The sequence below is a fragment of the Streptomyces sp. NPDC058195 genome (assembly GCF_042883525.1).
GTDB lineage: Bacteria > Actinomycetota > Actinomycetes > Streptomycetales > Streptomycetaceae > Streptomyces.
In genome coordinates this window covers 159,517-181,051 of record NZ_JBHVVM010000005.1, presented here as the reverse complement: position 1 = coordinate 181,051, position 21,535 = coordinate 159,517, and the positions used below count along the sequence as shown (strand labels likewise).

The following is a 21,535-nucleotide window of genomic DNA, read 5'->3' as shown; positions in this document are numbered from 1 at the left end:
GCCCCGCCAGAAGCTCCGGCGGGGCTGTCGTACGCGGGGTGTTGACGGTCAGATGTGTCCGGCGCCCGCGCCCGCTTCGGCGTTCTCCCCGCGCTTGGTGAAGGTGGCGACCACCGCGGCGAGGACCGCGACGCCACCGGCGACCATGAACGCGGTGCTCATGCCCGACACGAAGGTGTCATGGGCGACACCCGCGATCTTGCCCGCGATCTCCGCCGGGACGTCCCCGCCAACTGGCGGAATGCCGACTTCCACGGCCGAGGACGCCTGGTCCAGCTGGTCCGGGGCGAGCGGCGGAAGCTGCGCCGCCGTCCAGTTGTCGGCGAGCTTGGAGTCGACCTGGGAGGCCATGACCGCGCCGAGCACCGCCGTGCCGAGGCTGCCGCCGACCTGCATGGCGGACTGCTGGAGGCCGCCCGCGACGCCGGAGAGCTCCAGCGGGGCGTTGCCGACGATGACCTCGGTGGCGCCGACCATCACAGGTGCGAGACCGAGGCCGAGCAGACCGAACCAGATGGACATGGTGAGGGTGCCGGTGCCGATCTCCAGCTGTGACATGCCGAACATGGCGGTGGCCGTGCACACCATGCCGCCGACCAGCGGAACCCGCGGGCCGAACTTGGTGATCATGGCACCCGCGATCGGCGAGGCGACGATCATCATGCCGGTCAGCGGCAGCAGGTGCAGACCGCTGTCAACAGGGCTCAGGCCGTGCACGTTCTGCAGGTAGAAGGTGACGAAGAAGAGCCCTCCCATGAACGCGAAGGCCATGAGCACCATCAGGACCACGCCCGCGGAGAGCGGCACGGACCGGAACATGGAGAGCGGGATCAGCGGCTCGCGGACGTTCTTCTGGGAGAACGCGAAGACCACGAACAGGGCGACGGCGGCGCCCAGGAAGCCGAGCGTCTTGTAGTCGCCCCAGCCCCACTCGGAGCCCTTGATGAGCGCCCAGATCAGGCAGAACATCGCCTGCGAGAGCAGCACGATGCCGCCGATGTCGAAGGAGCGCGGCGCGTTCTCGGCGCGGTGGTCCTTGAGGATCACCAGACCCAGCAGCAGTGCGATCACACCGACCGGCACGTTGATGAAGAAGACGGACTGCCAGCTGACGTGCTCGACGAGTACGCCGCCGAGGATCGGGCCGCCCGCGGTGGAGGCGCCGATCACCATGCCCCAGATGCCGATCGCCATGTTCAGCTTCTCGGCCGGGAAGGTGGCGCGCAGCAGGCCGAGCGCGGCGGGCATCAGCAGAGCGCCGAAGAGGCCCTGGAGCACCCGGAACGTGATCACCAGGGCGGCGCTGTGGGACAGCCCGATGGCCCCGGAGGCCGCGGCGAAGCCCACGACACCTATGAGGAAGGTCTGCCGGTGGCCGAAGCGGTCACCGAGCTTGCCCGCGGTGATCAGGGAGACCGCGAGGGCGAGCATGTAGCCGTTGGTGATCCACTGGACGTCCGCGAGCGAGGCGTTCAGGTCCTGCTGGATGGCGGGGTTGGCGATCGCGACGATCGTGCCGTCGAGCGCGACCATCATCACGCCGATGGCCACGGAGAAGAGCGTCAGCCAAGGGTGGCCGCGCAGCCCCTTGGCAGGTCCGGGAGCGGCGGCCTCGCGCGGCTCCCGCGACGCCTTGTCGACGGTGGTCTGACTAGTCATACGAAGGACAGTAGTGACAGTCGCTGACAGTTGACAAACCATTTCACAAGTCGGTAACTGTCACGTAGCTCACAGGTACGCTGAGCTGGACAAAGCAGGAGAAAGAAGGCCAGTGAAGTGACCGATGGGCAGCGGGTCGCGCATCCGACCGGGCCGCGCGGGGGAACGTCCCCCCGGCTCCGCGAGGAAACGGTCCCCGGGCTGCGTGAGCGGAAGAAGCGACGCACCCGGGACGCCCTGCTGCACACCGCGCTCGACCTCTTCACCACCCAGGGGTACGACGAGACCACCGTCGACGAGATCGTCGAGGCCGTCGAGGTCTCCCAGCGGACCTTCTTCCGCTACTTCGCGGGCAAGGAGGAGGCCGCCTTCGCCCTTCAGGACATGGTGGAGTCGCACTTCCTCGCGGAGCTGCGCCGCCGCCCCGCGGCGGAGGCCCCGTTCGACGCCCTGCGCCGGGCGGCGCTCAGCGTCTGGGACCGGATCGGTGAGACCTTCGAAGAGATCTTCACCGTCGAGCTCCACATGCGGATGTACCGGATGATCGAGTCGACGCCCTCACTGCTCGCCGCCCATCTGCGGCGGTGCAGCGCGCTGGAGAACCAGATCGCCCTGCTGATCGCCGACCGCGAGGGACTCGACGTGAACGAGGACCCGCGCCCCCGGGTCGCCGTCGCCGCGTTCTGCGGGGTGATGCGGGTGACCGGTCAGCTGTGGGTCCAGGGCCGCGACTGCGACGTGGACTCGCTGCGCGACCTGACCGAGGCGTATCTGGACCGGCTCGGACCGGCGCTGGCCGGCGACTGGCGGGCGGCGCACGGACCGGAGGCCGGCACGCGACCCGCGTGACGCCTTGACCCCGCGCGGCACCTCCAGCCCGCGTGACGCCTTCACCCCCGCGCGGCACCTCCAGCCCGCGTACCGACGGGCGCCGCCTGTCCCGCGCCGGAGCCGTCGCCCCGCTCCGCCACTCCGTCCGGACGTCCGCCCGGCACATGCCGACCCGGGTGTGCCGAACGTCTCGGCGGCGGGCATGGCCGACGTCACAACACCCCTGCGCCGAGGGCGACATGCGGCGCGGCCGAGGCAATCCGCGCACCTCAGCGTACGAGTGACGACCACACAGGGTGAAAAGCGGGGGATGGAATTCCTCGCAGCCGAGTGATGTGCGTCACCCTCTTCACGGCTGCCGTCACGCGTCTCCTAATGTGGGCCGGAGTGACTTCCTTCGACTCCTCCCCGACCCTCACCGCGTGGCGCGCGCTGCTCGCCGTGGCGGTCGTGTTCGTCATGCTGGCGACCACCGGCTGGACCGCCGTCCGCCATCAACGCTCCGACGAGCCGCGCACCGTCGCACTCGCCGCCTGGGCGCGGGGCAGGGTGGCCGGTCACGCGCTGCCGGACGCCGACGCGCCCTCGTACCGGCTGGCCCGTTTCTTCGCCTCGCTCAGCGCCGCACAGCGCACCGCGCTCGCCGACACGTACCCCTTGGTCGTGGGCAACCTGAACGGTGCCCCCGTCACCCTGCGCTACCGGGCCAACCGGCTGGCCGTGTCACAGGCGCGCGGGGTCGAACAGCGGCGTACACACGACGCCCGGCTCTCCCCGGACGGCCGCGCCCAGGCCGCCCGCCGGATGCAGCGCTTCGATTCGATGCTCGCCCAGGGCCGCCGCTTCCTGGCTTTCGACCCGTCCGGCAGGGGCCGCGCCGCCGAGGTCTTCGGCGACCTCGACCGGGCCGACCGGATCTCGGTGATCGTCCCCGGCGTGGACACCGATCTGCTGACCCTGGAGCGGCCCGCGCCCAAGGTGAACGCCGCCCCGGTCGGCATGGCGAAGTCGCTGTACGCGGCGGAGCGCGCCGCCGGTCCCGGTACGCGTACCGCCGTCATCGCCTGGGCCGACTACACCACGCCCGCCGGTATCGGCATGGACGCCGCCCTGGGCAACCTCGCCGCCCGCGGCGCGCTGCGGCTGAACGCGCTGCTGGGCGCGTTGCCCGGCGCCGCACCCGTCTCGCTGTTCTGCCACAGCTACGGCTCGGTCCTGTGCGGGGTCGCCGCGCACGAACTGCCCGCCAGGGTCCGCGACATCGCGGTGGCCGGCAGCCCCGGCATGCGGGTGGAGAGCGCCGCGCAGCTGCGGACCGGGGCCAGGGTCTGGGCGATGCGGGACCGCGACGACTGGATCGAGGACGTACCGAATCTGGAGTTCGGCGGTCTCGGCCACGGGGCCGACCCCGTCGATCCCGGCTTCGGAGCACGGATCGTCTCGGCGGGTGACGCGATCGGGCACAGTGGCTATTTCGTGCCGGGTACCGAGAGCCTGGACAACTTCGCCGCGATCGGTGTGGGCGCCTACGCAACGGTGAGCTGCGCGGCTTCCGGCAGCGACTGCCGCGAGCGGATCGCCGAGGACCAGGGAGTCTGACGGAATCGGGGGTTCAGGGCAGACCGCCGGAGCCCGGGTGGTTTCTAGGGGGGACATGCAAGGCAAGTGCCGCATACGATGAGGCACATGGGTGATGTGCTGGCCGGAATTCATGCCACCTGGGAGTTCGAGACCGACTCCGTGCTCATCCGCTTCGAACGGGGAATCCGCACTCCCAGGCTCTTGCAGAGTCTGCGGGAACGACGCGTACCGCATGCGGCGCTGTCGTCGGTGACGCTGACCCCGGGCAAGCGCGGCACGGTGGTCCTGCGTGCCGTGCCCAGACCCGGCGCCGACCCTCTGATCGAGGCCGCCGCCGGGCAGCTGAAGGACGGCTGCGACCCGTACCGCCTGGTGCTTCCCGGCGACCGCGGCACACTCGCCGAGTACTACGCGGACGAGCTGCGCGCCCGGCTCGGTCCCGACGCGGCGGAGCCCGCCGACCGCTTCCTGGTCACCGCGCCCGAGCCGCCCCTGCACTTCAAGGCGTACGACGGCCGGGCCGGGTTCGACGGGCAGCGGGTCTCCTTCCGCTGGTTCTGGACGGGCGCCTCGTCGGCGAAGTGGAAGGCCGGGGACCAGACCTTCGCGGTCACCGAACTGAGCGGCGTGGAGTGGCGGCTGCCCGAGGGGCTGGACGGCTACCTGCGGCTGCTGCCGAGGGGAGGGGAACCGCTGCGGGCCGATCAGGACCCGGCGGCGGTCGTCTTCAGCCTCGGTTACGGGGCGGTGCACGAGTCGCTGCCGTTCGCCGCGGCGGTCCTGGAATCGGTGCGCAGGAACCATTCAGCAGTGCCGGTGCCCGCCACCGTCCTGGTGGGCGCGGCACGCCGTGACCCCGCCGACATCGCGGAACGCATCCGGCACCTCGGGGAGCTGCACCGGGCCGGACTGGTGACGGACGACGAGTTCAGCGCCAAGAAGGCACAGTTGCTCGCCGAGCTGTAGCGCTCTTCCCCGCGAGAAGCCCGGCCGGTGGCGCCCCGCACGGGAAGGCGGGCCGGTCATACTCCCGTACGAGTGGCCGGGCGGCGAACCGGAACCGGGGTATGACGCGTCCGGGCAGGCCCACTGCCTAGGCTCGTGCGGCCATGACCACTTCCCTGCCCACGCCCCAGCCGTCACAGCCCGCCGCCGACGGGCTGATGAGCGCCGCCCGCCGCAATCTGCGCGAGACCGCCCACGGACTCGCCCATCCCTCGCACCCCTCGGTCCCGCCGTTCGCGGGCGCGCGCAAGCGGTGGCGGCGGCTGGTCCCGTACGTGATCGTGTTCGCGCTCACGGCGCTCTTCCTGCCGGTCACGATCACCGTGCTGACCAATCAGTACGGGGTGGACGACTGGCCCGCGGGTCTGCTGGCCGTGGTCCAGACGCTGCCGCTGCTGATGCTGGCGCACCGCCCCCTCCAGGCCTGGTGGATCATTCTTCCCGCCGATGTCCTCGGGGCGTTGGTCCTGCTCATGTACGCGCAGCCCCCGCAGGACATCTGGCCGTGGCCACCGCCCACACTGTTCTGCCTCCTCTTCCTGCTGCTGGCGGTGGCGCTGCGCGAGACCCGGCGCACCACCATCGCCGTGTGGGCGCTGACCGCCGCGGCCGGTCTGGTCCTGCACCTCTCCGTCACGGAGCGCAGCAACGGCAGCGCGGGGCTGGTCGCGGCCTTCGGCGCGATCGTGACGGTGATCGGTGCGGTGGTACGGGAACGGGGCGTGGCACAGCGCAGACTGGCGGAGCAGGAGACCATCAGCGAGGCCGAGCGGGCGCAGCGGACGCTGCTGGAGGAGCGCACCCGGATCGCCCGCGAGCTGCACGACGTGGTCGCGCACCACATGTCGGTGATCACGGTCCAGGCGGACTCCGCGCCGTACCGGATCAACGGGCTGTCGCGGGAGGCCCGTGAGGAGTTCGAGGCGATCGCGGCCAGTGCCCGGGAGTCGCTCACGGAGATGCGGCGGCTGCTGACGGTGCTGCGCAGCGAGGATGCACAGGGCGAGCGGGCGCCGCAGCCGGGCCTCGACCGGGTGCAGCAGTTGGTGGAGGCGACGGTACGCGCGGGGCTGCCGGTGGAGCTGTCGCTGGCCGCCGGGCTGCCGGACCTTCCGCAGGCGGTGGATCTTTCGGCGTACCGCATCGTGCAGGAGGCGCTGGCCAATGTGATCCGGCACGCGCCGGGGGCGCGGACCGGGGTGTCGGTCACGTCGGACGGTGCGCATCTGACGGTGCTGGTGGTCAACGACCCTGCGGAACAGCCCCGTTCGCCGCTGGAGCCGGAGGCTTCCGGGACCGGGCACGGGCTCGTCGGGATGCGGGAGCGCGTACGGTTGACGGGCGGCACGCTGGACACCGGGCCGCTGCCGGACGGGGGATTCCGGGTGGCCGCGCGGCTGCCACTGTCCCCTGTCACGCCCACCGCCCCCGCCACCGCCGCCGCCCCGGAGGACTCGTGACCATCCGCGTGATCATCGTCGACGACCAGGCCATGGTGCGGGCGGGGTTCGCGGCTCTGCTCGCCGCGCAGAGCGACATCGACGTGGCCGGGGAGGCGCCGGACGGACGCCGCGCCGTCGAGGTCAGCCGGGCCACCCTGCCGGACGTGGTCCTGATGGACGTCCGGATGCCCGAGATGGACGGCCTGGCGGCGGCCCGCGAGCTGCTGAACCCGCCGCCCGGGGTGGCGCACCGGCCGAAGGTCCTGATGCTCACGACCTTCGACGTGGACGACTACGTGTACGAGGCGCTGCGCGCCGGGGCGTCCGGCTTCCTGCTGAAGGACGCGCCGCCCGCCGACCTGATCGCCGCGGTGCGGGTGGTCGCGGCGGGTGAAGCGCTGCTGGCGCCCTCGGTGACCCGCCGCCTGATCGCGGACTTCGCCCGGCAGGGGCCGTCCGGCGCCACCCGGAGCGGCCAGGCGCTGCGGCTGAACGGGCTGACCCCGCGGGAGACCGAGGTGCTGGAGCTGATCGCGCGGGGGCTGTCCAACCAGGAGATCGCGGGGAAGCTGATCCTGGCCGAGCAGACGGTGAAGACGCACATCGGCCGGGTGCTGGCCAAACTGGACCTGCGCGACCGGGCGCAGGCGGTGATCTTCGCGTACGAGGCGGGAGTGGTGGTCCCGGGCGAGGCCTGAGCCCCCTGGAGTCCCTGGAGCTGCATGAGCTGCATGAGCTGCATGAGCTGCATGAGCTGCTTGAGACCCTCGCACCGCATGCGCGCGGACAGTGTCGCCGCGCCGCGCACCCGGGCCCGGGTGTGGCCGCCCAGGTACGCAGCGGGCCGGGTCGACCGGGTGGCGGACGTCGAGGTGGCGGGAGTGGGCCACGGCCCGGACCCGGCCGCCCCGGAGTTCGGCGCGCGCCGCGTCCCGGCCGAGGACGCCCACGGGCACACCGGCTGCTTCGCTCCGGGCCCGGACTCGCTCCGCGCCTTCGCCGCGGTCACCGAGGGAACGGCACGGTGAGCACGACCGGCTATTCGCGCGCGGTGGCCGTGTTGCTCATGTCCGGGTAGCGGTCGCCCGCCACCTGGCCGGCGATCGGCTCCAGCAGGGCCAGCTCCCCGGCGCTCAGGACGAGCCGGGTGGCGGCGACGTTCTCCAGCAGCCTGCTGCTCCTGCGGGTGCCCGGGATCGGCACCACGGTCAGGTGGTGCACCTGGGCCCGCTGCTGCACCCAGGCGAGGGCCACCTGCGCGGCCGACGCCCCGTGCGCGGCGGCGATCTTGTGGACGGGCTCCAGCAGGGCGGCGTTCTTGCGCGCGTTGTCGCCGGTGAAGCGGGGCTGGTACGCGCGGAAGTCGCCGTCCGGCAGTTCCTTGGCCGCGTCGGTGAACGCCCCGGTCAAAAAGCCCCGGCCGAGCGGCGAGTACGGCACGAGCGCCACCCCGAGCTCGGCGGCGGCCGGTACGGCACTGCGCTCCGCGTCCCGGCTGAACAGGGACCACTCCGACTGGAGTGCCGCGATCGGGTGCACCGCGTGTGCCTCGCGCAGTTCGGCGCCGGTCACCTCGCTCAGCCCGAGGTGCTTGACCTTGCCCTGCTGGACCAGCTCGGCCATCGCGCCGACGGACTCGGCGAACGGGACGGCCGGGTCACGGCGGTGCATGTAGTAGAGGTCGATGACATCGGTGCCCAGCCGCCGCAGGCTGGCCTCGACGGCCTGGCGGATGTACGCGGGGTCGTTGCGCACCCCCCGGTAGTGCGGGTCGTCGTCCCGGCGCTCGATGGCGAACTTCGTGGCGAGGGTGATCTCGTCCCGGTGCGCGCTGGCGAACGGGGCGAGGAAGGTCTCGTTGGCGCCGCTGCCGTAGATGTCGGCGGTGTCGAAGAGGGTGACCCCCGCCGCCAGCGCCGTCTCCAGCGTCTCGCGGGCGGACCGTTCGTCGGTGGGTCCGTAGAACTCGCTCATGCCCATGCAGCCGAGCCCCTGCACGCCGACCCGCGGGCCGCCGTCGCCGAGCTCCACCGTGGTGATCCTGTCGTCAGTCATCAGGCACTGGGCCTTTCCTGCGCCGTCCGGGCGCTCGCGTAGAAGTCGATCTTGTAGTCGAGTACGGCGAGGGTGTCCTGGAGCTCCGCGATCCGCGTCCGCACGTCGCGCCGGGTCGCTTCCAGCAGCTCCTGCCGTTGCTCGAAGGTGTGCTCGCCCTCGCGCAGCAGTTCCGCGTACCGGACCATGTCGGCGACCGGCATCCCGGTCATCCGCAGCTTGCCGACGAAGGCCAGCCAGTCGAGGTCGCGATTGGTGAAGCGGCGCTGACCGGTGTGGGACCGGTCGACGTGCGGCATCAGCCCGATCCGCTCGTACCAGCGCAGGGTGTGTGCGGTGAGTCCGGTGAGGGCCGCGACCTCGCTGATGGTGTACCGGTCCCGTCCCTCGGGACGCGGATGCGCCCGCGGGGGCGCTGCGCAGACGTCCACCTTCGCCGAAGTGCTCTCCATCACCGTCATGACCTCCACGCTAGAACCTTGGAGTGCACTCCAAGCAAGCACGGACGGACCGGATTACGGGTGCGTCCCGCCTCGGGAACTGGCTACGATCAAGAAAATTCGATACGGGGGACGGCGGGGGACATGATGGCTCGACAGCCCGGTCAGCGGGAGCGGCTCCGCCGCGTGTCCGAGCGGCGTCGGGCCGCGGGGCGGCCCGAGTCCCGTGGAAACGCGACGCGAACGGCGGTGGCGGCGGCCGTCGTGACCGGTCTCTCCGCTGTCATCGTGAGCCTCATCACCGGTCTGGGGTCGTCGCTCCAGGCGTTCGTCACCGACTCGCTGTCCGGTGGGAAGAAACCGGCCGCCGCGTCAGCGTCACCCCGTCCGGGCTCGTCTGCCCAGGTCAAGGTGGTGGTCATACCGGGCGAGGGCGGCACGTACCTGGTGTCGGAGAAGAGGGCCACCAGCGCGGAGGACAAGGCGGTGCTGGCCGGCGCGGCGACCCCGGAGACGTGGAGCCGTCTGCTCCGCAAGCTGGACGCCGTCACTGTCAACATGACCGCCTACACGGTGACGGTCACCAACGCGTCCTCCTCGCCCGTCAGGGTGGTCGGCGTCGTCCCGGTGATCACGCGCCGCACCGAGGCGATCCACACCACGATGATCACGCCCCTCGGGGGCATGGAGTCGGACACCGTCCCCGTGGAACTGAACCTGGACCAGCGCTATCCGCAGTTCACCCGGAACGGAAAGCCCTACTTCGCCCAGAAGTCGCAGGTCCTCGAACCCGGAGACGGTTTCGTGATGGCCGTGGAGTCGAAGCTGCTGGGCAGGGAGTACGTCGAGTACCACCTGCGTGTGGACTACATCGACGAACGGGGCGACAAGCACTCCCTCCAGGTCCAGGACCCCGACCCCGGCAGAAAGGTGTTCCGCGTGTCCGGTGCTGTCGACGACAAGGAATACACCGACTACTGGGACGCCAACGCGGATCGCACGGGGCACCGGCTGTACAGCCGGGAGGAGCGGAAGTAGCCGAGGCGGGGCCGGGGACATCAGGCCGTGCCCGTACGCTCGTACGCATGCAGAGCCTGGCGATGATCGACAACTGGCCCGTCCCCACCGCGGCGGCGGCTGTCGTACGAGCGGACGGCACGGTCGTCGGTACGCACGGCCCGACCGCGCACCGCTTCCCGCTCGCCTCGGTCACCAAACCGATCGCGGCCTACGCGGCGCTGGTGGCGTACGAGGAGGGCGCGGTCGAGCTCGACGAGCCGGCCGGGCCGAAGGGCGCCACCGTACGGCATCTGCTGGCGCACACCAGTGGGCTCGCGTTCGACGAGCACCGGGCCATGGCCGCGCCGGGCACCCGGCGGCTCTACTCCAACGCGGGCTTCGAGGTGCTCGGCGACCACATCGCCAAGGCCACCGACATCCCGTTCCCGGAGTACGTACGCCAGGCCGTGCTGGAGCCGCTCGGGATGACGGCGACCACGCTGGACGGTTCGCCCGCCAAGGACGGTGTCTCGACCGTCGACGACCTCGTCCGCTTCGCCGCCGAGGTGCAGGCCCCGCGTCTGCTCGACCCGCGTACGGTGCTGGCCGCGCAGACCGTCGTCCATCCCGGTCTGAAGGGCGTGCTGCCCGGCTACGGCCACCAGAACCCCAACGACTGGGGCCTCGGCTTCGAGATCCGCGACTCCAAGTCCCCTCACTGGACGGGCGGTTCCTCGTCCCCGGCGACCTTCGGCCACTTCGGCCAGTCCGGCACGTTCCTGTGGGTCGACCCGGCCGCGGGCGCGGCGTGCGTCGCCCTGGCCGACCGCGCCTTCGGCCCGTGGGCCGTCGAGGCATGGCCCCCGTTCACGGACGCGGTCCTCGCGGAGCTGCGCACCGGCCGCTGAACGGGGGTCCGCTGTCGCGCACGGTACGCGTACGCGCGCGCATCCGCTCAGGTCCGGCGGGAAGCGGCTCGAACGCGGCGGCTCCCGGGTCGGTAGCGTGCGGGCGGCCCTGAGCCGCCCGAGGAGGCGAGCCCCCTCCACCGGACTGGGCTCCGTCGCCGCCGCGCACCCCGCGGCGGGCCCGGAATCCCGCGGGCCCGGACACGGTGGCCGTGGCAGCCTGCTCGTATGCCATGGGAGATACGCGAGCACGCGGGCCGCCACTACGCCACCACGTTCCACTACGCCCTGCCCGACGACTCGTGGGCCGTGGAACTGAGCGAGGCCGCGCCGGTACCGGCCGCCCGGGCCGAGGACTCCGGCGCGGCGGCCCCTGTGCCAGGGGCCCCCTTCCTGAGGGCGCTCGTCCCCGACGAGGACCCCGGTCTGGCGCCGACCGTCCGCGTCTTCAGCCCTCACGAGCACGTCGTCCCCTACGAGATCATGCTCTGGTTCATGGAACAGGTCACTGACCAGGTAGCACGCTGCCGCATCGCGTTCGAGCAGGAAGAGCCCGGGGCAGTGGAGTGATCACGCGGCACGGGACACAGCCGGGCCGTGTCCCGCGCCAGGAGGAGTGAACGGAGCGCGGGGCACGAGGTGTTGGGCGACGTCAGGTGTTCTCACCGGGCCAACGCGAGCAGTTCGTCGATCACCGGCTCCTCACCACCGTGACCGAGGTGGGCGATGGCCGCGAACGGGGCGATCACCCGGCTCCAGGCGTAGAGCCGGTCGCCGTCGAGCCCGCACGCCGCCGCCACGCGCGCGCAGCGGGTCTCCACACCCTCCAGCCCGGCCCCGGCCACGACGTAGTCCACGGCGTCGAAGCACGGATCACCCACACACGCCTTCGGATCGATGGCCATCAGACCGCGCTCCGCACCGCCGTCGAGCACATTGCCCAGGTGGAGGTCACCGTGAAGCAATACGGTGGCCGCCTCCGTGTCCAGCAGCCGCTCGCACCGCCGGACGGCCCTGCTCCACGCGGTGGCATCGATGCGCGCACTGACCGCGGGCTCGGACAGCCGCCTGCCGACCCGGACGAAGGCCTCTTCGCACCGCCCCCGCAGCACACGCGGTGGCCGCGGAGGCGGAGCGACCGCGTGCAGCGCGGCGAGCAGCTCCGGCCACTGCCCAAGAAGCGCGGCAGCAGGCATGTCCGCCGCCGGTGTTCCGGGCACGACCTCTTCCAGCACCATCGCGCCCGCGTCCTCGTCCACGGCCAGGACAGCGGGCACCCGCCCCGAGGCGGCGAACCGCCCCAGCGTTCCGGCCTGCTCGGCCAGAAGAGCCCGGTCCGGACTGAGTTTCAGCACCGCGGGCGTGCCGTCGGGCCACTGGCACCGCAACGTGACCGACGACGCGCCGTCCGGGAGGGGTTCACCGAGGGAGAGGCCCCAACGGGACGTCAACCGGGCGATCAGGTCCGGCGTGCCGACGCACCAGTCGGCCACCTGCGGACCGAATCGACGAGCCAGCCGCGTGGTCACGCTGTCCACATCCACCCACTGTCGTGTCATACGGGCCAGTCTGCCGCCCCCGTACCCGGCCGACCGGTGCGATCAGGGAAAGAGACCGGTCGGGCCGGACGCGCCACTGGCTGTCTTCGTGCGAAGTAAGGCGGCCGGGGCGGACGCGTCACCCGGCTGCCTTCGTGCGAAGCGAGGCGGCCGGGGCGGACCCGCCACCCGGCTGCCTTCGTGCGAAGCGGCTGCCGATCCCCGTCTCCCCAAGCCGGTCTCGCCCCAGCGGCACGCGCCTTCGACGGGACGGTTCACTCCCCGGGCCGGGGCGTCGGCCGACGACCGGCCCTGCCGCGGCGCACCCGCGGCACATGCAATTCGTTTGGGCGGATTAGCGCCCGTGGCGGTCTGCCGGTGCGGCCCGGCCGCCATGATGCCGATACGGAACGACCACCTGTTGGGAGTGACCCGCCATGACGACGCAGGACCCGGCCGCCACCGAATCCCACCCCGAACCCCTGGACCTGGCCGATCAGGAACTGGTCCGTGATCCGTTCACCGCCTACGCGCCCATCCGTGAACGCGAGCGGATGGTGCGGGGGCACGTACAGGGCGTCGACCCCATGTGGGTGGCCACCCGCCACGACGACATCCGCATGATCATGAGCGATCCCGGCTTCACCATCGACGCCACCAGCGTCCCCGGCGCGCCGGTGGCCCACCGCACCGAACAGACCTGGCAGGCCCGCGGCATGTACGCGGGGTACGAGGACTACCTGCGTGCCGGAATCTTCGACTCGGACGGTTCCGACCACCGCCGTCTGCGCGGTCTGGTCACCGCCGCGTTCTCCCCGGGACGCGTGGCCGCGCTGCGCCCCAGGATCAAGGAGATCGCCACCCACCTGCTCGACCGCCTGCCGGACCACGCCGAGAACGGCGTCGTCGACCTCATCGAACACTTCGCCCGGCCGTTGCCCATCACCGTCATCTGCGAACTCATCGCCGTTCCCGAAGCCGACCGCGACCGCTGGCGGGAACGGAGCGCCACACTGGCCGCGGGCACCTGCGGGGACGAACTGGGCGACGCGCTCGCCGGCATGGTCGCCGACGCCCACGACCTCGTCGACCTCCACGCCGCCCATCCCGGAGACGACCTCATCTCCGAACTGCTCGCGCCGCACCATCGCGACCGGCTGAGTACCGACGAACTCGTCGCGCTCATCACCAACCTGGTCGTCGCGGGGCACATCACCACCGTCAACCTCATCGCCAACAGCACCGAAGTGCTCCTCGCCCACCCGGACCAGCTCGCCCTCCTGCGCGAGGACCCGGCCCTCGCGCCCTACGCGGTGGACGAGCTCATGCGCTTCTGCGGACCCGTCGTACGGGCGCTGCCCCGCTACGCCACCCGCGACACCGTCGTCGGCGGAACCCCGGTGTGCGCCGGGGAGGCCGTCCTGCCGATCGTGTCCGCGGCCAACCGTGACCCGGCCGCCTTCACCGACCCCGATCGCCTCGACCTCGGCCGTACCCGCCGCAGCAGGGAGACCCACCTCGGATTCGGGCACGGTGCCCACCGCTGTCTGGGCGCGCACCTCGCCCAGGAGGAAGCCGCCATCGCCCTGACCGCGCTGTTCGACCGGGCGCCCGGCCTGCGGCTCGCCACCTGCCCGGAGCGGCTGAACCGCGGCAACAACCCGGTCAACTGGCATCTGAAGGAACTCCCCGTGCGGCTGCGCGCCGAGTGAGCACCGGCAGGCGTACGGCCTGTCCGCTGGCCCCGGACCGGTCCGCGCGTCCCTCGCCGGGGAGCCGAGGCCGGACGGACGCGGTTCACCCCGGCATGAGCTGATCGGGACCACAGGAGCACAACGACGCGGCGGGGGCTCCGCGGAGCCCCGGCTCCCCTCCGGACCGGGCGGAGTCGGTCACCTGGCCCACGGCGGGCGGGCCCGCACCAGACCGCCCTTCCGTTCCCGCCCCGGCGGGGCCCGGCAGGACACCGGCCCGTCAGCGCCCCGGAAGGGCCCGCCTCCCTGCCCCTCCCACCGAGTTCGTCCGGCACCGCGGCCCTGCGCGGCCGGGGCGGTGGCCGCGGCAAGCGGCGGCCCCGGGCCTTCGATGTACCGGACGGACCCATGGCCGAGACGACGGGGTGGATCTACACTCCTCGGCCATGGCCGACATAGTCCGCGCGACCGCCGCCGATGTCCCCGCGCTCGCCGCGGTCCTCGCCAGTGCCTACGCCGAGGACCCCGTCTGGAGCTGGCTGATGCCACGCGACCGGAACCGGCGGCTGCGGCTGCTGTTCACCGCGCACCTGGCCCAGCAGGTTCCAGCCGGGCGGGTCTGGACCGACCCGGAGCGCACGGTCACGGCGGTGTGGGCGGAGCCCGGGGCGTGGAAGCTGCCGGTGACGTACCTGCTGCGCAACGCGGGTCCGCTGCTGCGGGCCACCCGAGGTCAACTCCCCCGTACCACCCGGCGGTTGTTCGCCATGGAGCACCGCCACCCGGCCGGTCCCGACCACTGGTACGTGGAGTACATCGGCACCCGGGCCGACGCACGGGGCACCGGACGCGGGGCGCGGGTGCTCGGCGGGCTGCTGGAGCAGGCGGACGCGGACGGGCGGCCGGTCTTCCTGGAGTCCAGCAACCGCCGCAACCTCAGCTTCTACCAGCGGCACGGGTTCGCCGTGCACGAGGAGATGGTCTTCCGGTCGGGCCCTTCGATGTGGTCGATGTGGCGCCGGGACGACGGGAGTTAAACGGACCGGGCCGGGCGTGACGCGTTCCGGCTCCGCCGCCCGGGACCAGTGCGCGGAGCCCGGCCCCGGCGGCGCGATCCAGGTGCGGCTACGGCTGGATGACGACCGAATTCACCGGAGTGAGGTTCATCCAGACGGCGCCCCCCGGCGGGATGGGGGCATCGCACCCCGTGCCGTTGCTCCCCGTGCACATCCGGATGGTCCAGCCGTCGGTCTGGTTGTTGAAGATCCAGTGGTAGCCCTCCTGGTAGAAGAGCTGGTGGACACCGGCCTGGAGGTACTGGTTGGTCGGCTTGCTGTTCCGGTAGTCGAACTCGCCCTCCGGGTAGATGCACGCGGAACCGGAGTTGCACCCGTACTTGGCGCTCGCCGCCTGGACGGCCGACGCCTGCCCTGTAGTGGCCCCCAGCAAGCCCGACGCGAGGGCGATCGACGCGGCGCCGCCCGCGAGGGCGCGCTTGAAGTGCTTCATGGGTCTCTCCCTGTGGAGCGATTGGCTGACGCCGGAAGACTGCGGCAGCACTCACACGTCACGCACGACACTTTGGCCCCAGCCAAATCGATGCCCGCGCCCCCAGGGCCTCAGACCGGCAGTTCCCAGACCAGGACCCCGGCCGCCGCGCCGTCCGCCTCCGCTGCCAGCGCCAGTCCTTCCTCCCCGGTGATCCGTGCCGAGTCGCCCGGTCCCAGCGCCTCCCCGCCGAGCCGTACCGCGCCGGACACCACCTGGACGTACAGGCGCGGCGCGTCCGGCAGTTCGACCCGCTCCCCTGCGGCCGGGCGGTACACGTGGAGCAGCGCCCCGGCGGCCGGGAGGGCGTACGGGGCGTCGGCGGCGGCGAGGCCGGGCACGATGGTGTACGCGGGGTCGCCGCCCGGTTCGAGGGGGGCCAGCCACATCTGGATGAACGTCAGCGGGGTGTCGCCGTCGTTGCGTTCGATGTGGCGGACGCCGGAGGCCGCGCTGAGGTGCTGGAGGTCGCCGGGGCGTACGCGGGTGGCGTGCCCGGTGGAGTCGCGGTGGGTCAGCTCGCCCTCGACGACCCAGGTGACGATCTCCGTGTGGCTGTGCGGGTGCTCCTCGAAACCGGCGCCGGGCTCCAGGCGCTCCGTGTTGCAGGCCATGAGCGGGCCGAAGCGGAGGTTGTCCGGGTCGTAGAAGCCGCCGAAGGAGAAGGCGTGCCGGGACAGGATGCCTGCGCCCTGGTCGCCGCCCTGGTAACGGTCCTCGGCGCGGTGTACGGAGATCACCGGGCCACCGTAGCCCGGCCGGGGCCGCGGTGCGCCCGCGGCCGGGCAAGCCCTTGCGAAACCCGCCGGTACGACCCGCGGCCGCCCCGGCCCTCCGCGCCCGTCGCCGGATGAGGCAATCTTGTCTGCGTGCCCCGACCCGATCCTGAGCAGCCCGATGCCCACGCCGCCCATCTGCATGCGGCGACCCTGAAACGCCTGGAGCAGTCCTCCGGCCGGCTCGCCGCGAACGCGATCGCCCGTATGGACGAGTCGCTGCCGTGGTACCGGGCGATGCCACCGGAGAACCGGTCCTGGATCGGCCTGGTGGCCCAGGCCGGTATCGCGGCGTTCACCGAGTGGTTCCGGCATCCGGAGACCCCGCAGGCGATCTCCACCGATGTGTTCGGCACGGCTCCGCGCGAGCTGACCCGGGCGATCACGCTGCGCCAGACCGTGGAGATGGTGCGGACCACGATCGAGGTGATGGAGGCCGCGATCGAGGAGGTCGCCGCACCCGGCGACGAGTCGGTGCTGCGTGAGGCGCTGCTCGTCTACGCCCGGGAGATCGCCTTCGCGACCGCCCAGGTGTACGCGCAGGCCGCCGAGGCGCGCGGCGCCTGGGACGCCCGGCTGGAGTCGCTCGTCGTCAACGCGGTGCTGTCCGGCGAGGCCGACGAGGGCGCGGTGTCCCGGGCGGCGGCGCTCGGCTGGAACTCCCCCGAGCACGTGTGCGTGGTGCTCGGCACCGCCCCGGACGGGGACAGCGAACTGACCGTGGAGGCGATCCGGCGGGCCGCCCGGCACGCGAAGCTCCAGGTCCTGACCGGGGTGCTGGGGAACCGGCTGGTGGTCATCGCGGGCGGCAGCAACAACCCGTTGCACGTGGCGAAGGCCCTGATCGGCCCGTACGCGGCGGGGGCGGTCGTGGCCGGTCCGGTGGTGCCGGACCTGCTGGCGGCCACCCGGTCCGCGCAGGCGGCGGCGGCCGGGCTCAAGGCGTCCGGGGCCTGGCAGGACGCCCCCCGGCCGGTGCTCGCCGACGACCTGCTGCCGGAGCGGGCGATGGCGGGCGACCCGGCCGCACGGGACCAGCTGGTGGAGGAGATCTACAGACCGCTGGAAGAAGCGGGTTCCGCACTGCTCGAAACACTGAGTGTCTACCTGGAGCAGGCGAGCAGCCTGGAGGGCGCGGCCAGAATGCTCTTCGTCCACCCGAACACCGTGCGCTACCGGCTCCGACGTGTGACGGACGTCACCGGATGGTCACCGTCGGATGTCCGGTCCGCCTTCACGCTGCGGATCGCACTGATCTTGGGGCGCTTGGCCGCCCGAGATCCGCAGTCCTAGACTTTTGTTGGACATCCACAATTCCCCCTACCGTTCTTCGTCCCTGTCCCCACGGGTCTTCCGGACCGTTCACAAGAGAGAGTGTGAGGGTGCTCGTACTCGTCGCTCCCGGCCAAGGCGCTCAGACGCCCGGCTTCCTGACTCCCTGGCTCGACCTCCCCGGTGCCGCCGACCGCATCGCGGCCTGGTCCAAGGCCATCGGGCTCGACCTCGCCCACTACGGCACCGAGGCCGACGCGGAGGAGATCCGTGACACCGCGGTGGCGCAGCCGCTGCTGGTCGCCGCGGGTCTGCTGTCCGCCGCCGCGCTCGGCGCGGCCCCGGCCGTCGTCGCGGGCCACAGCGTCGGTGAGATCACCGCCGCCGCCCTCGCCGGGGTCATCGGCGAGGAGGACGCGCTGCGCCTGGTCCGTGCCCGGGGGCTCGCGATGGCCGAGGCCGCCGCGGTCACCGAGACCGGCATGGCGGCGCTGCTGGGCGGCGACCCCGACGTCTCGGTCGCGCACCTGGAGAAGCTGGGGCTGACCCCGGCGAACGTCAACGGCGCCGGTCAGATCGTGGCCGCGGGCACCGCCGAGGAGATCGCCGCGCTGGTCGCGTCTCCGCCGGAGGGTGTGCGCCGGGTGGTTCCGCTCAAGGTCGCCGGTGCCTTCCACACGCGCCACATGGCGCCCGCCGTGGAGCGGCTGCGTGAGGCCGCCGCGAAGCTGACGCCCGCCGACCCGGCCGTGACGTACCTCTCGAACGCCGACGGGAAGGCCGTCGCCAGTGGCGACGAGGTCCTGTCGCGGCTGGTCGGGCAGGTCGCCAACCCGGTCCGCTGGGACCTGTGCATGGAGACTTTCAAGGAGTTGGGTGTCACGGCGCTCATCGAGGCGTGCCCTGGCGGCACGCTCACCGGTCTCGCCAAGCGCGCGCTGCCCGGCGTGAAGACGCTCGCGCTCAAGACCCCCGACGACCTCGACGCGGCCCGTGCTCTCATCGCCGAGCACGCGGGCGCCTAAGGAGCGGAGACATGTCGAAGATCAAGCCCAGCCAGGGCTCCCCGTACGCACGGATCATGGGGGTCGGCGGCTACCGGCCGACCCGTGTCGTGCCCAACGAGGTGATCCTCGAAACGATCGACTCGTCCGATGAGTGGATCCGCTCGCGCTCGGGCATCGCCACCCGCCACTGGGCCTCCGAGGAGGAGACCGTGGCCGCGATGTCCGTGGAGGCGTCCGGCAAGGCCATCGCGGACGCCGGGATCAGGCCCGAGCAGATCGGTGCCGTGGTCGTCTCCACCGTCTCGCACTTCAAGCAGACCCCGGCCATCGCGACCGAGATCGCCCACCTGGTCGGCGCGGGCAAGCCCGCCGCCTTCGACATCTCGGCCGGCTGTGCGGGCTTCGGCTACGGGCTGACCCTCGCCAAGGGCATGGTCGTCGAGGGTTCGGCGGAGTACGTGCTGGTCATCGGCGTGGAGCGGCTGAGCGACCTCACCGACAAGTCGGACCGCGCGACGGCCTTCCTGTTCGGTGACGGCGCCGGAGCGGTCATCGTCGGCCCCTCCAAGGAACCGGCCATCGGTCCGACCATCTGGGGTTCCGAGGGCGACAAGGCCGAGACGATCAAGCAGACCGTCGCCTGGGACGACTTCCGTTCCGGCGATGTCCTCCAGCTGCCGCTGGACGCCGACGGGAACGTCAAGTTCCCGGCCATCACGCAGGAGGGCCAGGCGGTCTTCCGCTGGGCCGTCTTCGAGATGGCGAAGGTCGCCCAGCAGGCGCTGGACGCCGCGGGGATCGCCCCGCAAGACCTGGACGTCTTCATTCCGCACCAGGCCAACATGCGGATCATCGACTCGATGGTGAAGACCCTGAAGCTGCCGGACAACGTCACCGTCGCCCGCGACGTGGAGACCACCGGCAACACCTCCGCCGCCTCGATTCCGCTCGCCATGGAGCGGCTCCTGGCGACCGGTCAGGCAAAGAGCGGCGACACCGCGCTCGTCATCGGCTTCGGGGCGGGTCTCGTCTACGCCGCGACGGTCGTTACTCTCCCCTAGGCACACCGGGCCCTTCAGCCCCGCCAGCCTCAACCTGCAACTAAACCTCTAAGGAGCGCCAAAATGGCCGCCACTCAGGAAGAGATCGTCAAGGGTCTCGGCGACATCGTCAACGAGATCGCCGGTATCCCGGTCGAGGACGTCCAGCTGGACAAGTCCTTCACCGACGACCTGGACGTCGACTCGCTGTCCATGGTCGAGGTCGTCGTCGCCGCCGAGGAGCGCTTCGACGTCAAGATCCCCGACGAGGACGTCAAGAACCTCAAGACCGTCGGTGACGCCGCCGACTACATCCTCAAGCACCAGGCCTGATCCGGTCTGCTCCTGTGTCGCCACCCGGCGGTGGCGCCGCTGATTCACGACCCTCTACACGTGGAGAAGATTTTCCAGTGAACTCGACCAATCGCACCGTGGTCGTCACCGGTATCGGCGCAACCACTCCGCTGGGTGGCGACTCGGCGTCGACCTGGGAAGGTCTGATGGCCGGCCGTTCCGGCGTCAAGCCTCTCGAGGGCGAACGTTTCGCCGAGCTGCCCGTCCGGATCGCCGCCCTCGCGGCCGTCGATCCGGGCGACGTACTGCCCCGTCCGCTCGCCCGCAAGCTGGACCGCTCGGCGCAGTTCGCGCTGATCGCGGCCCGGGAGGCGTGGGCCGACGCCGGTTACACCGGCAAGGCCGGCGACGACGACAAGGTCCGTCCCGAGCGGCTGGGCGCGGTCATCGCCTCCGGCATCGGCGGCGTGACCACCCTGCTCGACCAGTACGACGTGCTCAAGGAGAAGGGCGTACGCCGCGTCTCCCCGCACACCGTGCCCATGCTCATGCCCAACAGCCCGGCGGCCAACGTCGGTCTGGAGGTCAACGCCCGCGCCGGTGTGCACACGCCGGTGTCGGCCTGCGCCTCGGGCGCCGAGGCGATCGGCTACGCCGTCGAGATGATCCGCACCGGCCGCGCCGATGTGGTCCTCGCCGGTGGCACCGAGGCGGCGATCCACCCGCTGCCCATCGCCGCGTTCGCCAACATGATGGCGATGTCCAAGAACAACGAGGAGCCCGAGAAGGCCTCTCGCCCGTACGACACCGGCCGCGACGGCTTCGTCCTCGGCGAGGGCGCCGGAATCGTCGTCCTGGAGTCCGCGGAGCACGCCGCCGCGCGCGGCGCCAAGGTCTACTGCGAGGTGCTGGGCCAGGGCCTGTCCGCCGACGCCCACCACATCGCGCAGCCCGAGCCGACCGGCCGCGGCATCGCCGCCGCGCTGGAGAACCTGCTGGAGCACTCGGACCTCAAGCCGTCCGAGGTCGTGCACCTCAACGCGCACGCCACCTCCACCCCGCAGGGCGACGTCGCGGAGCTGAAGGCCCTGCGCAAGGTCCTGGGCGACGATCTCGACCACGTGGCGATCTCCGCCACGAAGTCGATGACCGGTCACCTCCTCGGCGGCGCCGGTGGCGTGGAGACCGTCGCGACCGTGCTGGCGCTGGTCAACCGGACGGCTCCGCCGACGATCAACGTGGAGCAGCTCGACGGGGACGTGGAGGCGGACATCGTCCGCGACACCCCCCGCCCGCTGCCGGAGGGCTCGATCGCCGCGATCAACAACTCGTTCGGCTTCGGCGGACACAACGTGGTGCTGGCCTTCCGCAGCGTCTGACCCGTGGACCGGCCGGCGTGCCGGCAGGGCTGAGGCCCGTCTCCCCCTAGAAACCGCCGTGGGGAGG

22 protein-coding genes are annotated in these 21,535 nt (G+C 71.8%); 16 read left to right on the top strand and 6 right to left on the bottom strand.

The window, feature by feature from the left end; all coding sequences use genetic code 11:
* Window positions 1-48 precede the first annotated feature (48 nt).
* Window positions 49-1,659: an MFS transporter gene (locus ACFVWY_RS08590; protein WP_389868613.1), complete on the bottom strand. Its 1,611-nt coding sequence runs from the start codon at window positions 1,657-1,659 to the stop codon at window positions 49-51.
* Window positions 1,660-1,776: 117 nt separating this feature from the next.
* Here ACFVWY_RS08590 and ACFVWY_RS08585 point away from each other — a divergent pair, with 117 nt between their 5' ends.
* The 6 genes from ACFVWY_RS08585 (at window position 1,777) to ACFVWY_RS08560 (ending at window position 7,546) form a co-directional block, all read left to right on the top strand.
* The gene (locus ACFVWY_RS08585; RefSeq protein ID WP_389868611.1) at window positions 1,777-2,508 is read left to right on the top strand and encodes a TetR family transcriptional regulator; all 732 of its coding nucleotides are present in this window, start codon (window positions 1,777-1,779) and stop codon (window positions 2,506-2,508) included.
* 369 nt (window positions 2,509-2,877) lie between these two features.
* Window positions 2,878-4,089 (top strand): alpha/beta hydrolase, encoded by a 1,212-nt coding sequence (locus tag ACFVWY_RS08580; RefSeq protein ID WP_389868609.1) that lies wholly within the window; start codon window positions 2,878-2,880, stop codon window positions 4,087-4,089.
* Window positions 4,090-4,176: 87 nt separating this feature from the next.
* Window positions 4,177-5,037, top strand: a complete 861-nt coding sequence (locus ACFVWY_RS08575) for a DUF4429 domain-containing protein (protein WP_389868607.1) — start codon at window positions 4,177-4,179, stop codon at window positions 5,035-5,037.
* 143 nt (window positions 5,038-5,180) lie between these two features.
* Window positions 5,181-6,536: a sensor histidine kinase gene (locus ACFVWY_RS08570; protein WP_389868606.1), complete on the top strand. Its 1,356-nt coding sequence runs from the start codon at window positions 5,181-5,183 to the stop codon at window positions 6,534-6,536.
* Entirely contained in the window at window positions 6,533-7,216 is a 684-nt protein-coding gene (locus ACFVWY_RS08565; RefSeq protein ID WP_389868604.1) for a response regulator, read from the top strand. The genes ACFVWY_RS08570 and ACFVWY_RS08565 overlap by 4 nt, the downstream gene beginning before the upstream one ends.
* A 78-nt stretch (window positions 7,217-7,294) precedes the next feature.
* A complete protein-coding gene (locus ACFVWY_RS08560; RefSeq protein ID WP_389868602.1) occupies window positions 7,295-7,546 on the top strand; it encodes a hypothetical protein in 252 nt (83 codons plus the stop codon).
* A 10-nt stretch (window positions 7,547-7,556) separates the two neighbouring features.
* On the opposite strand, the gene ACFVWY_RS08555 is transcribed toward ACFVWY_RS08560, so the two are convergent.
* A complete protein-coding gene (locus ACFVWY_RS08555) occupies window positions 7,557-8,573 on the bottom strand; it encodes an aldo/keto reductase (RefSeq protein WP_389868600.1) in 1,017 nt (338 codons plus the stop codon).
* A complete protein-coding gene (locus ACFVWY_RS08550) occupies window positions 8,573-9,034 on the bottom strand; it encodes a MerR family transcriptional regulator (RefSeq protein ID WP_389868598.1) in 462 nt (153 codons plus the stop codon). Before ACFVWY_RS08550 ends, ACFVWY_RS08555 begins: the two co-directional genes overlap by 1 nt.
* Before the next feature lie 267 nt (window positions 9,035-9,301).
* On the opposite strand from ACFVWY_RS08550, the gene ACFVWY_RS08545 reads away from it, so the two are divergent.
* The 3 genes from ACFVWY_RS08545 to ACFVWY_RS08535 all read left to right on the top strand — a co-directional run bounded on the left by ACFVWY_RS08545 (window position 9,302) and on the right by ACFVWY_RS08535 (window position 11,490).
* Window positions 9,302-10,051 carry a hypothetical protein gene (locus ACFVWY_RS08545; protein WP_389868596.1) on the top strand — a complete coding sequence of 250 codons (750 nt, stop codon included), beginning with the start codon at window positions 9,302-9,304 and terminating at the stop codon, window positions 10,049-10,051.
* 47 nt (window positions 10,052-10,098) lie between these two features.
* On the top strand, window positions 10,099-10,920 hold the full coding sequence (locus ACFVWY_RS08540; protein ID WP_389868595.1) for a serine hydrolase domain-containing protein: 822 nt from the start codon (window positions 10,099-10,101) through the stop codon (window positions 10,918-10,920).
* Between the two features lie 228 nt (window positions 10,921-11,148).
* Window positions 11,149-11,490: a hypothetical protein gene (locus ACFVWY_RS08535; RefSeq protein WP_389868593.1), complete on the top strand. Its 342-nt coding sequence runs from the start codon at window positions 11,149-11,151 to the stop codon at window positions 11,488-11,490.
* 92 nt (window positions 11,491-11,582) lie between these two features.
* Here the strand turns inward: ACFVWY_RS08535 and ACFVWY_RS08530 are convergent, their stop codons facing one another.
* Window positions 11,583-12,458 carry an aminoglycoside phosphotransferase family protein gene (locus tag ACFVWY_RS08530; RefSeq protein ID WP_389869026.1) on the bottom strand — a complete coding sequence of 292 codons (876 nt, stop codon included), beginning with the start codon at window positions 12,456-12,458 and terminating at the stop codon, window positions 11,583-11,585.
* 437 nt (window positions 12,459-12,895) lie between these two features.
* On the opposite strand from ACFVWY_RS08530, the gene ACFVWY_RS08525 reads away from it, so the two are divergent.
* Both ACFVWY_RS08525 and ACFVWY_RS08520 read left to right on the top strand, forming a co-directional pair.
* The gene (locus ACFVWY_RS08525; RefSeq protein WP_389868591.1) at window positions 12,896-14,170 is read left to right on the top strand and encodes a cytochrome P450; all 1,275 of its coding nucleotides are present in this window, start codon (window positions 12,896-12,898) and stop codon (window positions 14,168-14,170) included.
* A 428-nt stretch (window positions 14,171-14,598) separates the two neighbouring features.
* Window positions 14,599-15,189: a GNAT family N-acetyltransferase gene (locus ACFVWY_RS08520; protein ID WP_389868589.1), complete on the top strand. Its 591-nt coding sequence runs from the start codon at window positions 14,599-14,601 to the stop codon at window positions 15,187-15,189.
* Window positions 15,190-15,277: 88 nt separating this feature from the next.
* Here ACFVWY_RS08520 and ACFVWY_RS08515 read toward each other — a convergent pair whose 3' ends face one another.
* Complete coding sequence (locus tag ACFVWY_RS08515) at window positions 15,278-15,661, bottom strand: hypothetical protein (protein WP_389868587.1); 384 nt, start codon at window positions 15,659-15,661, stop codon at window positions 15,278-15,280.
* A gap of 110 nt (window positions 15,662-15,771) precedes the next feature.
* A complete protein-coding gene (locus ACFVWY_RS08510; RefSeq protein WP_389868585.1) occupies window positions 15,772-16,440 on the bottom strand; it encodes a pirin family protein in 669 nt (222 codons plus the stop codon).
* Between the two features lie 129 nt (window positions 16,441-16,569).
* Here ACFVWY_RS08510 and ACFVWY_RS08505 point away from each other — a divergent pair, with 129 nt between their 5' ends.
* The 5 genes from ACFVWY_RS08505 to fabF all read left to right on the top strand — a co-directional run bounded on the left by ACFVWY_RS08505 (window position 16,570) and on the right by fabF (window position 21,468).
* Window positions 16,570-17,769, top strand: a complete 1,200-nt coding sequence (locus ACFVWY_RS08505) for a PucR family transcriptional regulator (protein WP_389868583.1) — start codon at window positions 16,570-16,572, stop codon at window positions 17,767-17,769.
* 89 nt (window positions 17,770-17,858) lie between these two features.
* Window positions 17,859-18,773: an ACP S-malonyltransferase gene (locus ACFVWY_RS08500; protein WP_389869023.1), complete on the top strand. Its 915-nt coding sequence runs from the start codon at window positions 17,859-17,861 to the stop codon at window positions 18,771-18,773.
* Between the two features lie 11 nt (window positions 18,774-18,784).
* Complete coding sequence (locus ACFVWY_RS08495) at window positions 18,785-19,816, top strand: ketoacyl-ACP synthase III (RefSeq protein WP_389868581.1); 1,032 nt, start codon at window positions 18,785-18,787, stop codon at window positions 19,814-19,816.
* Between the two features lie 63 nt (window positions 19,817-19,879).
* Entirely contained in the window at window positions 19,880-20,128 is a 249-nt protein-coding gene (locus ACFVWY_RS08490) for an acyl carrier protein (RefSeq protein WP_389868579.1), read from the top strand.
* Between the two features lie 77 nt (window positions 20,129-20,205).
* Window positions 20,206-21,468, top strand: a complete 1,263-nt coding sequence (gene fabF / locus ACFVWY_RS08485) for a beta-ketoacyl-ACP synthase II (protein ID WP_389868578.1) — start codon at window positions 20,206-20,208, stop codon at window positions 21,466-21,468.
* Window positions 21,469-21,535 lie beyond the last annotated feature (67 nt).

Bases quoted from the DNA above. Each gene is read 5' to 3' on its own strand.
- ACFVWY_RS08590 (WP_389868613.1), bottom strand. From the start codon at position 1,659: ATGACTAGTCAGACCACCGTCGACAAGGCGTCGCGGGAGCCGCGCGAG.
- ACFVWY_RS08575 (WP_389868607.1), top strand. From the start codon at position 4,177: ATGGGTGATGTGCTGGCCGGAATTCATGCCACCTGGGAGTTCGAGACC.
- ACFVWY_RS08570 (WP_389868606.1), top strand. From the start codon at position 5,181: ATGACCACTTCCCTGCCCACGCCCCAGCCGTCACAGCCCGCCGCCGAC.
- ACFVWY_RS08560 (WP_389868602.1), top strand. From the start codon at position 7,295: ATGCGCGCGGACAGTGTCGCCGCGCCGCGCACCCGGGCCCGGGTGTGG.
- ACFVWY_RS08555 (WP_389868600.1), bottom strand. From the start codon at position 8,573: ATGACTGACGACAGGATCACCACGGTGGAGCTCGGCGACGGCGGCCCG.
- ACFVWY_RS08550 (WP_389868598.1), bottom strand. From the start codon at position 9,034: ATGACGGTGATGGAGAGCACTTCGGCGAAGGTGGACGTCTGCGCAGCG.
- ACFVWY_RS08540 (WP_389868595.1), top strand. From the start codon at position 10,099: ATGCAGAGCCTGGCGATGATCGACAACTGGCCCGTCCCCACCGCGGCG.
- ACFVWY_RS08535 (WP_389868593.1), top strand. From the start codon at position 11,149: ATGCCATGGGAGATACGCGAGCACGCGGGCCGCCACTACGCCACCACG.
- ACFVWY_RS08525 (WP_389868591.1), top strand. From the start codon at position 12,896: ATGACGACGCAGGACCCGGCCGCCACCGAATCCCACCCCGAACCCCTG.
- ACFVWY_RS08520 (WP_389868589.1), top strand. From the start codon at position 14,599: ATGGCCGACATAGTCCGCGCGACCGCCGCCGATGTCCCCGCGCTCGCC.
- ACFVWY_RS08515 (WP_389868587.1), bottom strand. From the start codon at position 15,661: ATGAAGCACTTCAAGCGCGCCCTCGCGGGCGGCGCCGCGTCGATCGCC.
- ACFVWY_RS08495 (WP_389868581.1), top strand. From the start codon at position 18,785: ATGTCGAAGATCAAGCCCAGCCAGGGCTCCCCGTACGCACGGATCATG.
- ACFVWY_RS08490 (WP_389868579.1), top strand. From the start codon at position 19,880: ATGGCCGCCACTCAGGAAGAGATCGTCAAGGGTCTCGGCGACATCGTC.